Raw genomic sequence first — 15188 nt, forward strand, 5'->3', positions numbered from 1 at the left:
GTCCCTCCTTGCCTGCTTGAATAACGCTGCAGCGAGCATATAATACAAACTATGTTCAACTGAAATAGGACATGACTGGATGAGACTGAAAATAATTAAAGTGAATTTAATGAATAGCTTGACGGGAGCGTAATTTATGGGTCAAATCCTTGCATGGATACTAGAATACGGATATTTGGCAATGTTCGGCTTACTTGCACTTGGAGTAGCGGGTATGCCGATACCCGACGAAGTGCTAATGATCGCCTTCGGCGGACTCGTGTCTCAAGGGCACTACAACTTCATTGCTGCACTGGCAGTCACATTTTTCGGTAGTATGACGGGTATGATGCTTAGCTACACACTGGGGCGTCTGCTGGGCAAACCACTATTGCATCGATACGGAAAATGGGTGAGGCTTACGCCTTCCAGGATTGCCTCTTCTGAAAATTGGTTTGGGCGCTATGGTACTTGGGGAATTCTGTTCGGATATTTTGTCCCCGGCTTGAGACATGTATCCTCATATCTGGCAGGCACGACCCGTCTAGGCGTTTTTCGCTATATCTGTTATGCATCAGCAGGAGCTTTGCTGTGGTGCGGTACATTTTTGGGGATTGGACATGCGGTGGGCATGCATTGGGAGCAGGTGGCGAAGCTAATGGAGAAGGTGACGCATCGGGTAGGGCTGGTCGTTATTCTTTTAATTGTTGTGGGAGGAATCACCGTATGGTTCTGGAACAAGCGTAAAAAAAATGTCACATGACCGCATGGAAAGCAGCTATAGCTTGAAAGCGGCGGGTGAAGTATGGTACTTTTACCGCATAGGAATGCCGTGGGAGGTCATGTAATGGAAGTATTAAAGGAACGAATTATAAATGAAGGCGTGATTGCATCAGATCAGGTACTGAAGCTGGATGGTTTGCTTAATCACCAAGTTGATCCAGAATTGACAATGGCAATGGGACGAGAGTTCGCAGCACGTTTCCGGGAAGAGAAGATCACCAGAGTAGTGACCGTGGAATCCTCAGGTATTGCCATCGGGTTTGCGACAGCTTTGGAATTGGGTGTCCCGTTGGTATTCGCTCGTCGTAAAAAGACCCTACTAGCTGATCCAGACGCGCTGTGTGAACGCGTACCTTCGTTTACTAAAGGTATTGTTACGGATATTATGCTGTCTCGTCAATTTATTCACGAAGATGATCGTGTTCTTTTCATTGATGATATTATCGCTAATGGTGATGCGGCGCGAGGCATGGTTAAAATCATTCAACGCTCCGGAGCGGAGTTGGTTGGATTCGGTGTCGCGGTGGAAAAAAGCTTTCAGGCCGGAGCGAGAACCATCCGTGAGCAGGGTATTCGTGTAGAGTCATTGGTCAAAATTTCGTCGTTAGCGGACGGTAAGATTGAGTTTGCTGAATAGTAACAATTCAAAACTCCTGTTCCTTATTTCTAATAATAACCTTTGCATGAGCTTCAATTTCGCTTATAATATAGTTAAGGTTTTGGAGAGGAGGCAGCAACATGGGGAAAGAACAATTGACCGAACAGTTTTTTCTGGAAAAACTGGCAGCGGCTAAAGTACACTTTGAGCGTGCCTTGGATTGTAAGCATACGGAATTTGATGATTTGTATCCCTATATGATTGAACATCCTCAGTTTTTTTGGTATAAACGCTATGTGGCCTGGTCTGAGTTGTTGACGTTGGTTAACCTATGCGAAGAATTGTCCTTCTCTTGGAAAGAAGAATTTACTGCTCACCAAGTGGAGTATGTAGATCAGCGAGTGTTGTCTGCACAAGTGCTGGACTTCTGGTACGAGAAGAACGATACAAAAGAACATGATCACAGTGTAAATCAGTCGGGATAATTTGTCGCTCTGTTGGCAATCCATATAAGTAGTAAGTGAGAAGAGACCTAAATGATTCATTTAGGTCTCTTTTTAAACTTTTTCATGCATAGAATCATGGTCGCTGTGTTATTAAAAAAAGTGTATAAGGAGGGGACAAGGATGATTATGGACGAAGAATTGGATGCTTATCGACTCTCCGGTGAAAAGGTGCGTGTCGTACGCGATGGATTGGAGACCAACGATGTTGTTGGCATTGTACTGGCATGGGATGATGAACAGGTGCTTATTCGCCGCCAGAATCGACGTGTGGTCAAATTGGATCGCAGCTATACATATCAGCCGTTCAGCGAGCCACGTCACAATCCGATAGATCTGGATTAGGAATGGGTGTTGGATAAAAATAACTGGGTGATTCATTAGGCATACAGAAACTCTAAATCGGACACAGTAATGAAGGAAAATCCAACAGAGAGGACGTGCTGTGTCAATGACGGTTATGGACGAAAAAGTACATGCATATAAGGATCAAATCAGCCATTTGGAAGATCAGTTGCCCGAGGTAGTTCATGCATATCATCGCTTTACCGGAGAGTGCTTTCAAGCCGGCAGCTTAGATGAGAAAACCAAGCAACTGATTGCACTAGGCATTGGCTTATTTGCCAACAATGAAGTATGCACGTTTTATCACGTAGACGAGGCGCGGTCCAAAGGAGCTAGTGATCAGGAGATTATGGAGACCATTGCTGTAGCCGCAGCGGTAGGTGGAGGACATGCTCTAAGTCAAGGGGTTACGCGTGTACAGAAGGCGTTGCAATAAAGCGAATCATTAATAGATATGCTTATGCTTCATCTTAGCGGTTATAGATCGATTTGGATATATGATGGATATGGAAAGGAGCTTCCGAGACAGTTGGTGTCTGCGGAAGCTTTTTTTTTGCGTGTTTATTGTGCGGGGATTATGCTCTTCTGCTTGCGGCAACAGCAGCAGGGCGAGACGTTTTACGCTTATAAGCCAAAGAGGATGTAACCAAACTTCGATCAACGATGCGTAGGGGGTTGGAAGTTGAATTGTTTGGTAATTCGGGGCGATGTTTCTTTAGTAAAGGAAGGGCAGCTGTATGGGGCATAGAGGTTGAGAGCCCCAGATATGCTCGCATCCGCTCATACATTTCTTTGCGGAATGCTGGCATTGCCATACTGAACTGTTCTTTATTGCCTTTACTTATATAGGTGGCGTGAACGCCGGAGTGGTTTTGTTGTATATCCAGAACATGAATGTGATATTTATTAAATTCATGTTTTACTTCAGACAGTAGGATTCCGGTACGATCTACACCTGCGTTAACCATTTCGACATAAAGATCAGGGGTTTTCAGCATACCGCTTTCTTCAAGAATTAGGCTGTCCCGCTCAAATACTTTTTGAATAAAGGTAAGGAGCAGATAACTTTTCACAAGAGACCATTCATGCTGAGTAGTATCTAAAGAGGTCATTACCATTCACCGCCTTAGGAAAATGTGATGATAATTCATAAACGATTGAAGGAAAGGAACGTTCATTCCCGAGAACCTATGTTCTTATTTTAGTTTATTATTCCTTTTTTATCAAGAGGAAATTAACGAACATAAAAGGTTTGACATCTTGATATGTGCATGGTATGATCTATCTTGTCGCTAAGAAAGATTGATCTTTCGAGGATAAACGATAATTTATATGCGGTCGTGGCGGAATTGGCAGACGCGCACGGTTCAGGTCCGTGTGGGCTAACCCCCCGTGGAGGTTCGAGTCCTCTCGACCGCATCCATTAGAAAAGGTCTATAGAATTGCTCTCGTAGCAGTTTTAGAGACCTTTTTCTTATATTTCTGGGGATTTGCTCATAGTTTAAGCTGAACACGTTTCTTGTCTTCACGCAAACTATGGATTTCCAGATATGATAGAAAATTTTATGAAGTTATTGAAAGGTTGGATGTAAGATGGAGAAAGCAACTTTTGCAGGTGGGTGCTTCTGGTGTATGGTGACTCCGTTTGAAGAGCAGCCGGGCATTCATGGCATTGTGTCAGGATACACTGGAGGAACGATTCCCAATCCCACCTATGAGCAGGTTAAAACAGGAACTACAGGTCACTACGAGGTGGTGCAGATTACGTTTGAGCCTGAGCTGTTTCCTTATGAAAAGCTGCTCGAATTATATTGGCCACAAACAGACCCTACCGACGGGGAAGGTCAATTTCAGGACCGGGGCACACAGTATAAACCCGCAATTTTTTATCATACAGAACAGCAACGTGAGCTTGCCCAACAGTCCAAGGAGCAGTTGGCACAAAGTGGACGCTTTGATAAGCCAATTGTAACGGAGATCCTTCCGGCTTCGATTTTTTATCCAGCAGAGGATTATCATCAGGATTACCATAAGAAAAACGTGAAGCACTATAAGGAAGATCGGGCTCAATCGGGCCGTGATGAATTTATTGATAAGAACTGGTAAGCGGCTTTAACATACGTTTCCACGCACGATAAGGCAGATTAGGGAGTATTCCATGGTCTGCCTTATACATATTTAGACGAGGTTACTCACACAATGAAGGGACAGAGAAGGAGGCTGACCCGCAATGAGTACACGACGGAAGCTGCACATGAGAAATATAATAAAAAAGGCTTTAAAGGCATCTCGCGGTCGGAAAGAGCCAGCTTATGTACCTGTATTCCATTCAAGCTCCAAAATACGAAGAACCGTAGTTCTCTATTTCGGTATGCATGTTATTCATGGTCTGTAGTACTGGTGTTGCAGAAGCAATAGACAAACAGGACGAGTCGCAAAGGATGGTTGCTGTCATTATTGACGATCTGGGAAACAATATGAAAGGAACTGAGCAAATTTTAAATTTACCCGTTAAGATTACTGTTGCTGTGATGCCTTTCCTGTCTACAACCAAACAGGACGCTATGGAAGCGCACAAGCGTGGTCATGACGTCATCGTTCATCTTCCAATGGAGCCAAAACAGGGAAAGCCCGAATGGCTCGGACCCGGAGCAATTAAGGCTAATATGACGGATGAAGAAGTACACGCTAAGGTGACAGCAGCCATTAAGGATGTTCCTTATGCGATAGGGATGAACAACCACATGGGTTCCAAGGTCACTTCAGATAAGCGCATTATGTCTGTAGTTCTTGATGTTTGTAAGGAGCATGGACTATTTTTTGTCGATAGCCGTACTAATTATTGGTCAGTGGTGCCTGAGCTTGCCGCTAAAAAAGGAATGCCACCGGTACGCAATGATATTTTTCTGGATGATGTCCATACCCACGCCCATGTGAATCGGCAACTTACAAAAGTGTTTGAATGGCTGGATGAGCACAACACCTGCGTAACGATTGGGCATGTCGGCGTGTCGGGCATGTACACATCCTCCGCTCTTCATTCGTCGGTTCCCAAGCTAAAGGAGCACGCTAAATTTGTGGGTATTAGCGATTTGGTACGGACTGTATGGGGATGGACGGGAGACCCAGCCACCAACACTACCAGGCCGTCAGATGCGCAATAATGCCTTCGGCAATAGCTCCTGCAATGCTTTTTTGACCACGATCCTCGGAAAGCATAGCTCTGTCCTGTTCGTTACTTATAAATCCGGTTTCCACAATGACAGCAGGATGCTGGATTTTATTCAAAAGATAAAAGGGTTTTCCGTACACTGTTTTTCTATTCATGCAAAATAAGCGGTTTAATGAATACTGAATCCGTTCAGCTAACAGATAGCTGCTGCCTTCATCCTGATACAGCACAATGGGTCCCCGTTTTTCGGCACGTTTGGTCCAATTGACATGCAGGCTTACAACCAAAGCGGTGGGCAGTTGTTCTGTTAGGCTTTTACGTTGGGCGAGGTCTTTAAGATGCCGGGATTTGGACTGTAGCCAACGGTTGTCGTCACTCAGTGCGTAATCCTTGTCCCGATTCAGAACAGCAGGATATCCCTGGGATCGTAAAATCAAGTACAGCTTTTGAGCAATGGCGAGATTGATGTCTTTTTCCAAAATTCCTTTGTGACTTGCTCCACCATCCACACCGCCATGACCTACATCAATCAGGACAACGGGCTTGGCAAAAGCGTGATAGGACGAATGTACGTTGGGCGGAACATCTGTATACTTGTTCGGTTCGTTACTTTTATCGTCGGGCTGAGCAGCTATATAGGTAAATGGGGCAAATACAGCACTGCAAAGGATGCATAGACTCAATCCCAGCCTTGTCAGCCCTATCTTGTTTAACTTTTTATTCCGCACGTTCTATTCCTCCAGTGGACGAATTGATTATTTACTGATTGAAGATAGTATGTTCCATTTAAGGGAAACCATGCATAGTTATTCCCACAAGGGTTAGACCTTTTGGAAAATGAGCAAGCTAGTTGTATCTGCACCTAACGTGTAAATCCGATATTTCCAAGCAACGTAAATGGAAAGGATGGGCGCAGATTGAAGGAGGTCATGGAGGATGGCGAAGAGTGACGAACTGGTGACGTATATTACGCAGCGGATTGTTCGCTATATGGAAACGCCGCGTGATGTTCGGCGCAGTCAAAAACAAGCCAGAGAGCCGTGGGGGAGCAAATGGTTTGGCATGTTGCCTCTCGCTCTGAAAATGTGGATGAAATCCACACGCGGAGGGCGAAGGGAGCGACATTAAGCTCGCCAAAGAGACCACAAGAGGCATAGGGTATGCCATTTTGAGGTCTCTTTTTATGTTGTAGAGATCATTCCGAATCATTATCATGTTTCTTTATAACTAGGAGTCCAAACGATAGAATTCGCCAGCTGATAATAACTTTTTTAATGGTACAAATCGGGAAAGTCCATGATGGTAGGTTAACGCATATAAATTGGATTGGGACGGATGATCTGGGGATATCCAGGACTGATACCCACTAATAGATAAGGGACCCCCAAAGGCAAAATTGATACCTGTGGCAGAAAATATAATACGCGGCGAAATACTCAGTGTATCCATAAATTGGCCTGTGTTACGGACGGAAAGCTTTTGTTTGGGTTGAAGCCACCCCAGGTCGTCATAGGGATCGAAAGGAGCAGACAAGACCGTAACCGCCTGCGCCTGTGTTTTCAAAAAGGGAACAGATGAAGAGAATACGTTGTTCTGAAGCTTATGTTTCCAACTCCCATCTGCCACTTCTACAGGTAACGGATCGCCAGTTACAGCATCAATACATATTTGGCTGCTTGTAGAGGAACGCACCAGCCAGTAGGCTAGTAGCGGTTCCTCATACATAGGTGTGATTTGCAGCTTGTCGATAGATGAAAGATCGGTTTCTGTGAGCGACACCAGAGATTGGCGAAGTACATCCATACTATAAGGTCCACCTGGACCATTCCCATATTCGTTGAGTTGATATGCGCCATTTGAGTCTGATCCGATAATCAGGTAGCCGATGTATTCTCCTGCACGGTTTACTTGAACAAGCCAACTATGGGTTCCAGGTCCGAGCGGATGATAGCTCAGCTCAGCATCTTTCCACAAGGAAAAAGGGGGTTGGGACGATAAGGATTGTACCTTGTTGTCCGCAGCTTGTTTTACGCCCGTAGGTACGCCTTGCTCCTGTGTAGGAAAACTTGCGGAAACGTCATCCTGGGAAGGGGAAGGAGTAGCAGGACTCGCGGATTCCAATGGAGGAACCCGCGAGCTATCGTTGTAAAGAGACTCCGAGTTTAAATTGTTGTCTTGAGCGACTGAGGGAGCCGCATGAATGGAAGTGAACGGACAGACTGCGGACAGGCCGATCAGAACAGCTGCGATCATACCTATGCTATAGTGCCCGGAATGATTCTTCTTCAATGAAATCCACCTTTCTGTCGGCTTGATTGCCCGACGGAGGCATTCTTTTTTATCCAGCATACAGCCTGTCCGATAAAAAGACTGCTGCACCTTGTCGGCGCAAATGTCGTATCCAGGTTCGCTTTTTGCTGTCGATACATAGGAGACATGTTTCACCAAACTCGTGGTTGCAGCAGCGGAAACTGATGTAGGCTGAAGCAAGATGTTACAAGCTGACGATATCTCTGCAATTCTCCTGCGAAGGAGCGAGAGATATCGGTTACCGCAGATGAAATATCCCGCAGTTAATGGCGGATACGAGTACCTTTGGCTCATATTGCCATACCATTTCTTTACGGCGGGCTTGATGCTGCTCGGATATGGCTTCTTTTTTTTCCTCTTCCTCTTTCTGCTCCTTGATTAGATCTTCGTAGTAGTGGTCAATGACCTCCAATTCCTCGCGCAATCGTTCCTTCGCCTGCTCAGCCCAACCATAATCTTGCTGACGGAGTTGTTCAGTGAGGTAGCTTTCAAGCGAGGTGGAAGCTTCCGGGACAGATAGCTTGGCAGGCTGTACATGCATATTGCCCGCCAGCAGCGGGCTGAGCTGCCGGGTTTCGAGCATGGCGCCAAAATCGGTTACAATGGTGCCGCTTTTGAGCGAAATACCTAGCCAATGAAGTTCCTCACGCTTCAAATCGCAAGCGAATTCAATTTTATAGCAGATGCTGAGCCAAGCTTCATAGACTACGGGAGAGCGGGCAGACAACTGACGGGCATCAGGCTGCTCAAACAAATAAACATATTTTCCTCCATCCCGTGCGGCTTCAAAAATTTGGTGCAGCCGACGGCTTCCATATCGAAGCTCCTCCTGCAAAATACGTCCAGGTCCCAATTGTGGTAATGTCGGTACATGACCGAAGAAACGCCCCATGACCTGATCTTGTGCTGCGTTGCCTGATGCTGGAGTTGGGGGTGTATGGTCCGCTAAACGTTCCTGTTCTGTGCGATAGGCTTCCGCATCAAAGATGAAGGTGAAGGACATCGTCTGCGCTGGAACGCCAGTACGCTCTACGTATCCCCAATAGTAGGGCCGGTTTGTTAAGGCTTTATCCGCTTCTGGAGAAAGCTTGACGGTTACATGGTGGGGTGACCTCTCAATGACACTGCATCCGGTAGCTTCCAGATAAGTGTGGACAAAACGCTTGACTTGCTGTGCATCCATGGTCAAACTAGCGACCTCCCTTCACACTGCGTCGAGCTTTACCCGGAGGAACCGTATTGCCTGCTAAGCCTAATAAATCCTCGGTGTTTGGCTGGTCTGTGCGCAGTTGTTCCATTTCCTGTTTGATGGAATCCAGCGAGTGGCCCAGTTTTTGCATTTTTTTGCGAATTTCATCATCGCTACTGGATTCAAGCATGATTTTATACAAACTTTTTTCAATAGATTCTTTCTTCTCAAACTTCTCCAGAATAACGTCCAATCCGCCAATGACCATCTCAAACATATTTATTTTTTCATGCAGCAGATGTAGGATATGCTCCTCAATCGTTCCGGTTGTGGACAAGTTGAAAATATTAACATCATGCGTCTGTCCAAGTCGATGCACCCGTCCGATCCGCTGCTCCACGCGCATGGGGTTCCATGGTAAATCGAAGTTAATCATATGGTGACAAAATTGCAGGTTAATGCCTTCACCACCCGCTTCGGTGGCAATCATGACCTGAATGCGTCCACGGAACAGATCCATCATCCAATCCTTGCGTCCACGGTTCATACCGCCTCGGTAAGGAACAGCAGATAGGCCACGGTCACGGAAATAGTTTAGCAAATACTCCTGTGTGGCCCGGTATTCTGTAAAAATGATCACTTTTTCGTTCATCTGACGGATAAGCTCGAGCGCTTTTTCTGCTTTGGAATTGGCCTTGATCGCTTTAATGTGTGCAACCAAATCCCAGACACGATCGCGTAGGGGAGAGTCTGGGGCCATCTTTTTAGACAAATTGACCAGCGTCACGAACACAGCGTCCCGGCTGCTGCACACTTCCCGTTGAAGGGTGACGAGAGACAGCATGCTACTTAGATTTCCGCCATTCGCCTGGTATTGCTCTTTGACAAAAGAGGTCACCCCATCGTACAGTGCTTGCTCTTCCGGCGAAAGTTCCAAGTGAATGTTGGAAACATTTCGTTTGGTGAATTGAACCGGGCCTTCTCCGCGACGATTGCGGATCATAACTTTAGATAGCTCATCCTTGAGCTGATCTTCATTTTTGGGCAGACGTTTATCTACAACAAAGTTGGCTGAAAAATCGCCATGTCTCCCCAATTGACCGGGCTTGAGCAGTGTAATCAGGTTAAACAGCTCAGACAGATCGTTTTGTACAGGTGTTGCTGTCAGAAGCAAACAATATTTTTTACGCAGCTTCATAATGAACTGGTAGTTGGATGTCTTTTTATTTTTCAGCTTATGAGCCTCGTCTATAATGAGCAGGTCATAATCGGTATCTAGCAGGATGTTACTATGGGGCTCCCGCTTGGCGGTATCCATAGAGGCCACGACGACCTCGGAAGACCAAGAATACGCTTTTTTCTGGGCGACAGCGGGAATACCGAATTTGCTGTTCAGCTCACGCACCCATTGTAGGACCAGGGATGCGGGTACGAGAATAAGCACTTTGGAAGCCAGCCCGCGAACCAGATATTCCTTTAGGATCATTCCAGCTTCGATCGTTTTGCCCAGGCCGACTTCATCGGCAAGAATGGCACGTCCGGACATTTGAAACAGTACCTTCCGAGCGGTATCCAGCTGATGGGGTAGTGGAGTGAGGTCTTGCAAATGCTGTAGACATTGAAGCTCATCGAAGTTCGGCACCAGTTTGACTTTTTCTGCCTCAATGGCCAGCTGATACAGATTCCAATCTCCCCAAGGGCCGCCTTTGCGTAGGCGTTGATCCAGCTCATCCTGCCAGCTTCGATCAAATTGCACCGGAACAGGCAGTGGCGCTTGATTGTGTATGTGCGGGGAACTTGTCGATTTGGCTTTCATGATGATTCCCTCCCTCCTGGTAGTAGCACAGTTGAAGCTCTTGGTTCTGTCACATACGTGGCATCTATTTTTGCACAGATCGTAGATGTAGTATGGACGGAAAATGATATCTTCATAACAGGAGGGATGAAATCCTTTAGCTGCCTTCCATTAACTTTTGGAGTTTACTTTCCGTTGAGGTTTGCGCATTGGGGGTGTAGATGCTGCAACGGAGATCAACACTGCCTTGTACCTGAAGAGAAGTTAGGTCAAATAGCATTTTGCCAGCCTTCGCATGACGAAATTCAATGAGCACCTCCGGTGCAGAGCTTACTTCACTCTGATTCCAAAGCTCGTTAAACTCCGGGTAGGCCTGGCTCATATTTTGTATAAATTGTGCATACCAGGGATCTGTCACGTATTGCCCGTAATAAGCGCGGAAAATAGCAAGGAACCCCTTTACAAAGTGTTCCCAATTCACAGCTAGACTTTTAAACTCCTTTTTGGTGAATAGCAGTTCAATCATATTGCGTTGCTCATGTGGTAGCTCGGCAAAATCCATAAAAACATGAGCAGCAGCGGCGTTCCAGCCAACAATATGACAGCGCCGATCTGAAATAATAGCAGGGCAGTAGTGCAGCTCTTGTACGATCTTTTGCAGAGAGGGGGAAATGACGGCTTGCTCTGCAGGAGCAGGAAGGCTGTGAGACCCAGCCTCGATCGCCAAATCATACAAATATTTGCGCTCGTCTGTGTTCAACTGCAATGCGGCAGCAATAGCATCCAACACAGAGGCGGACACCTTAATATCTCGTCCTTGCTCCAGCCAGGTATACCAGGTCGTACTGACACCAGCCAGCTGAGCGACTTCTTCTCTGCGCAAGCCTGGTGTTCTCCGACGTGATCCTTGGGGAAGACCGACCATATGTGGGTGTAGGCGGGCTCTTTTTGTTTTTAGAAAAACAGATAGTGCTTCCAGACGTGCTTCCGTTTTCATAGGTATTTTCTCTCCATTCAATGGGTATATCCGAAGTGAGCCAATAAGGCGTGTACTATAGTAGTGTTCATTATACCAGGATAAACAAACACTTGTAATAGGATAAGACGAGGGTAAAATGAGGATTATAAGTAAGTCACCGAGCAGGAGGAATGAATAGCTTATGCAAAGAGTAGTGATAACAGGTATGGGTGTCGTTTCCCCACTGGGTAATGAAGTGGACACGTTGTGGAAGAATTTGCTGGAAGGCAATTCAGGTATACGTAAAATTGATACATTCGATGTGTCCGATTTGAAAGCACAAATTGCTGGACTGGTACAGGATTTTGATGCAGAAAAGCAATGGGGACGTAAAGATGCTAGACGAATGGATCGGTTTACTCAGTTTGCACTATATGCGGCAGAGCAAGCGCTCAAGGATTCCGGTCTGGAACTGGATCACACCGATTTGGAGCGTGTCGGTGTTTATGTGGGATCGGGAGTCGGCGGTTTGGATACGTTGGTGGACAATGTAGATGTACTGCTACAGCGTGGACCGGGCAGAGTTAGCCCGACGCTGGTACCCATGATGATCTCAAATATGGCTGCTGCTCAAATTAGTATCGCGTTTGGAGCGATGGGACCTACGCTTTCCCCCGTGACGGCTTGCTCTATTGGGAATACAGCAATTGGAGAGGCGTTTCGGACGATTCGTACAGGAGATGCGGATGTCATTTTTGCCGGTGGAGCTGAAGCAGCGGTGTCCCGATTGGCCTTGGCAAGTTTCGCTAATGCAACAGCCTTGTCCACACGTAACGAGGAGCCTTCGATAGCAAGCCGGCCGTTTGATCAAGATCGTGACGGTTTTGTCATGAGCGAAGGAGCAGGCATCCTAGTACTGGAGTCGCTGGAGCACGCTACCCGGAGGGGAGCGGAAATCTATGGTGAGGTCATCGGTTATGGAGCGAGTTCGGATGCTTATCACATGGTTGCACCGCATCCCGAAGGAACCGGAGCTTACTTGGCGATGAAAGCGGCCCTTCGTTCGGCTCACATCTCCCCGGAAGAAGTGGACGTGATCAGTGCCCACGCAACGAGTACAGCTGTAGGGGATACCGCTGAAACTTTGGCAATCCACAAACTGTTTGGCGACTATGCCTATCAGATTCCGGTTACTGCGAATAAGTCCATGCTGGGTCATATGCTGGGAGCTGCGGGCGGGGTCGAAGCGATTGCGCTTGTGCAAAGCCTACGGGAGGGCATCATTCCACCAACGATGCACCTGGACAATCCGGACCCGGCTTGCGATCTGGATTATGTGCCTCACGAAGCGCGCAAGGCTCTACTAAATATTGGGCTATCTAATTCTTTCGGCTTCGGTGGTCATAATGCGGTCATTGTGCTGAAGCGCTACGAATCATAATTTGTAAGGAGTTATTGAAACCTCAGGCATTCTATTCGGCTGGATAGAGTACCTGAGGTTATTTTAATTGAAGAATAACAGATTCATTTTAGATCCGGATTTTGCAAAATTCGATACTAGTGGCTCTGAAGTGCAAGATATAGACGAACTAAACCATTTCGATCTATATCTTGTTTATTGAAAGTCGCTCAATGGATTTTTGCTAAATCCCAAGATAAGAGATAGAGTAAGATGAAGGAATACGATGAGGAGTTCATGGCTTATTTTTATTAATGGTGAAAGGTTTTGAAAAAATGAAAATTGACCGATTGCTTTCTATCGTCATTTTGCTACTAAAGAAAAATAGAATACAAGCGAAGGAACTGGCTGATTTATATGAGGTTTCGATCCGGACGATCTATAGAGATATTGAAGCGATTAGTATGGCAGGTATTCCGGTGGTGACTTATCAGGGAGCCAATGGGGGGATCGGCTTGATGGAAGGATACCGCCTGGATCGTAGTATGTTGACGGATCATGATGTCAAGGACATTGTAATGGGGCTGCAGAGTTTGTCCTCGTCGTTGGGTGGCCCGAATGTGTCGCGGTTACTTCATAAATTTGAAAGTATTATACCAGAGTCTGGGAAAGAGCAATTTAGTGTCCATACCACACAGTTTATCGTCGATCATTCGGGATGGGGAAATCGGGCTGCGCAGGAAGGCAAATTGATAAAGGTAAAAGAAGCAATGAGCCAAGCGCGCACTGTCGCCTTTACCTATCGAAATGCGGGGGGAGCCATTACAGAACGGAATGTTGAACCGCATACGCTCGTTCTGAAAGGACAACAATGGTTTGTATATGCATATTGTCCCGATAGGGAGCAGTTTCGTCTATTCAAGCTTTCCCGCATGAGTGACCTTGTGGTTACAGAGACCGTTTTTGCTCGCAGGGATCTTTCTTATGAAGTGTTGCCGTGGAATGAGGGGCGGATGGAGGTATCCAGGGCCGTACAACCATTTACGCTACAATTTAACCGTAACTCAAGGCATCTGGCGGAGGACTGGTTTGGCGTAGAAGCATTGACCGAGCAGGAGGAAGGGATCTATACGGTCTCGGTCCCGTTTCCTGAGGATGCATGGGCGTACGGATTTATTTTAAGCCTGGGACCGGATGTGGTTGTCAAAGAACCAGCCCATTTGCGGGATAAGATTCATAAGATGGCGCTGCGTATTGCGTCTAATTACGAAGAAGTTCGGGAATCATAAAGGAATTCTTAGATTAAAGTAAAACAAACCTGACCCATAGTTGTCAGGTTTGTTTCGTTATACTGGTGGCATACCTGATATCAGATAGCGAAAGGGGATTTACGAGGATGGATAAAGCTTGTCAAAGTTGTGGGATGCCGCTGGAGCATGAGGACCAATATGGAACGGATGCACAACATCATAAAACGGATGAGTATTGCAAGTATTGTTACAAGGAAGGCGAATTTGTACAGCCTGAATTGACTATGGAGGGGATGATTCAGCAGTGTGTGCCTATCCTGGTAGAAGAGGGGATGCAGGCAGAAGAAGCGACTTCGATGCTGCGTAATTACCTACCGCATTTGAAAAGGTGGAGGTCTTTAGAGGATACAGAGCTTCAACTTGATGGACCCATTCGGGAGGAATACCGAGGTGAAATCCATTTAATTGGACTAAAAGCACGTACAAATAATCAGAAGGAACAAACATCTCACGGGATCATTCCAAATATGTGGGAACGTTTTTGGAGCGAGGGTGTGCCAGGTCGGATCAGGGGGCATGAAGGATCTGCTTCCGTCTATGGTTGCTATACTGACTATGAAAATGGAGCTTTGGGCGAGTATACATTCTTTATCGGGAAGGAAGCGGCTATTGATTTCCAAACTCCTGACGATCTTGAAGAACTTGTTATTCCGGCTGCACGCTACGCCATTTTTCAGACAACTCAGGAACCCTCTTCTATCTTCCGAGTATGGCAGACGATCTGGGAGTGGGCTGCCACGGGACAAGGGGAGCGGACATACACAGGTGATTTTGAAGTGTATGGCAGTCCTGATGAACCTGTTTTGATTTATATCGCAATCAAGTGATGATTTTGTCGTGACAGAAG

16 protein-coding genes, 1 tRNA gene and 1 pseudogene are annotated in these 15188 nt (G+C 46.3%); 12 read left to right on the plus strand and 6 right to left on the minus strand.

The window, feature by feature from the left end; all coding sequences use genetic code 11:
* The first annotated feature begins 136 nt into the window (after positions 1-136).
* The 5 genes from MKY16_RS09195 (at position 137) to MKY16_RS09215 (ending at position 2644) form a co-directional block, all read left to right on the plus strand.
* Positions 137-742: a DedA family protein gene (locus tag MKY16_RS09195; RefSeq protein ID WP_039270030.1), complete on the plus strand. Its 606-nt coding sequence runs from the start codon at positions 137-139 to the stop codon at positions 740-742.
* Positions 743-826: 84 nt separating this feature from the next.
* On the plus strand, positions 827-1399 hold the full coding sequence (locus MKY16_RS09200; RefSeq protein WP_039270032.1) for a xanthine phosphoribosyltransferase: 573 nt from the start codon (positions 827-829) through the stop codon (positions 1397-1399).
* Positions 1400-1500: 101 nt separating this feature from the next.
* Positions 1501-1845, plus strand: coding sequence for a hypothetical protein (locus MKY16_RS09205; RefSeq protein ID WP_007429850.1), 345 nt, complete (start codon positions 1501-1503; stop codon positions 1843-1845).
* A gap of 141 nt (positions 1846-1986) precedes the next feature.
* Positions 1987-2208 carry a hypothetical protein gene (locus MKY16_RS09210; protein ID WP_029516731.1) on the plus strand — a complete coding sequence of 74 codons (222 nt, stop codon included), beginning with the start codon at positions 1987-1989 and terminating at the stop codon, positions 2206-2208.
* Positions 2209-2314: 106 nt separating this feature from the next.
* On the plus strand, positions 2315-2644 hold the full coding sequence (locus tag MKY16_RS09215) for a carboxymuconolactone decarboxylase family protein (protein WP_013309744.1): 330 nt from the start codon (positions 2315-2317) through the stop codon (positions 2642-2644).
* A 139-nt stretch (positions 2645-2783) separates the two neighbouring features.
* On the opposite strand, the gene MKY16_RS09220 is transcribed toward MKY16_RS09215, so the two are convergent.
* The gene (locus tag MKY16_RS09220) at positions 2784-3320 is read right to left on the minus strand and encodes a hypothetical protein (protein ID WP_340955095.1); all 537 of its coding nucleotides are present in this window, start codon (positions 3318-3320) and stop codon (positions 2784-2786) included.
* Positions 3321-3542: 222 nt separating this feature from the next.
* On the opposite strand from MKY16_RS09220, the gene MKY16_RS09225 reads away from it, so the two are divergent.
* The 3 genes and pseudogenes from MKY16_RS09225 to MKY16_RS09235 all read left to right on the plus strand — a co-directional run bounded on the left by MKY16_RS09225 (position 3543) and on the right by MKY16_RS09235 (position 5372).
* Positions 3543-3627, plus strand: a tRNA-Leu gene (locus MKY16_RS09225).
* Between the two features lie 174 nt (positions 3628-3801).
* Positions 3802-4314, plus strand: a complete 513-nt coding sequence (msrA, locus tag MKY16_RS09230; protein WP_340955096.1) for a peptide-methionine (S)-S-oxide reductase MsrA — start codon at positions 3802-3804, stop codon at positions 4312-4314.
* A 124-nt stretch (positions 4315-4438) separates the two neighbouring features.
* Positions 4439-5372 (plus strand): annotated as a pseudogene (locus MKY16_RS09235) (divergent polysaccharide deacetylase family protein).
* Here the strand turns inward: MKY16_RS09235 and MKY16_RS09240 are convergent.
* On the minus strand, positions 5347-6108 hold the full coding sequence (locus MKY16_RS09240; protein WP_340955098.1) for an N-acetylmuramoyl-L-alanine amidase: 762 nt from the start codon (positions 6106-6108) through the stop codon (positions 5347-5349). The pseudogene MKY16_RS09235 and the gene MKY16_RS09240 overlap by 26 nt on opposite strands.
* Before the next feature lie 208 nt (positions 6109-6316).
* On the opposite strand from MKY16_RS09240, the gene MKY16_RS09245 reads away from it, so the two are divergent.
* Positions 6317-6508, plus strand: a complete 192-nt coding sequence (locus MKY16_RS09245; protein WP_340955100.1) for a YqzE family protein — start codon at positions 6317-6319, stop codon at positions 6506-6508.
* A 99-nt stretch (positions 6509-6607) separates the two neighbouring features.
* On the opposite strand, the gene MKY16_RS09250 is transcribed toward MKY16_RS09245, so the two are convergent.
* The 4 genes from MKY16_RS09250 to MKY16_RS09265 form a co-directional block, all read right to left on the minus strand.
* Positions 6608-7669, minus strand: coding sequence for a hypothetical protein (locus tag MKY16_RS09250; protein ID WP_340955102.1), 1062 nt, complete (start codon positions 7667-7669; stop codon positions 6608-6610).
* A 259-nt stretch (positions 7670-7928) separates the two neighbouring features.
* Positions 7929-8879 (minus strand): YqhG family protein, encoded by a 951-nt coding sequence (locus MKY16_RS09255; protein ID WP_340955104.1) that lies wholly within the window; start codon positions 8877-8879, stop codon positions 7929-7931.
* A 1-nt stretch (position 8880) separates the two neighbouring features.
* The gene (locus MKY16_RS09260) at positions 8881-10695 is read right to left on the minus strand and encodes a DEAD/DEAH box helicase (RefSeq protein ID WP_039270042.1); all 1815 of its coding nucleotides are present in this window, start codon (positions 10693-10695) and stop codon (positions 8881-8883) included.
* A gap of 136 nt (positions 10696-10831) precedes the next feature.
* Positions 10832-11671: a helix-turn-helix transcriptional regulator gene (locus MKY16_RS09265; protein ID WP_023988057.1), complete on the minus strand. Its 840-nt coding sequence runs from the start codon at positions 11669-11671 to the stop codon at positions 10832-10834.
* A 163-nt stretch (positions 11672-11834) separates the two neighbouring features.
* Here MKY16_RS09265 and fabF point away from each other — a divergent pair, with 163 nt between their 5' ends.
* From fabF to MKY16_RS09280, 3 genes are all read left to right on the plus strand, one after another.
* Entirely contained in the window at positions 11835-13073 is a 1239-nt protein-coding gene (gene fabF, locus MKY16_RS09270) for a beta-ketoacyl-ACP synthase II (RefSeq protein ID WP_029516739.1), read from the plus strand.
* 293 nt (positions 13074-13366) lie between these two features.
* Positions 13367-14320: a helix-turn-helix transcriptional regulator gene (locus MKY16_RS09275; protein WP_029516740.1), complete on the plus strand. Its 954-nt coding sequence runs from the start codon at positions 13367-13369 to the stop codon at positions 14318-14320.
* A gap of 107 nt (positions 14321-14427) precedes the next feature.
* Positions 14428-15168 carry a zinc ribbon domain-containing protein gene (locus MKY16_RS09280; protein ID WP_340955106.1) on the plus strand — a complete coding sequence of 247 codons (741 nt, stop codon included), beginning with the start codon at positions 14428-14430 and terminating at the stop codon, positions 15166-15168.
* Positions 15169-15188: the final 20 nt, after the last annotated feature.

The sequence above is a fragment of the Paenibacillus sp. FSL L8-0641 genome, from assembly GCF_038006265.1.
GTDB classification, from domain to species: domain Bacteria; phylum Bacillota; class Bacilli; order Paenibacillales; family Paenibacillaceae; genus Paenibacillus; species Paenibacillus polymyxa_D.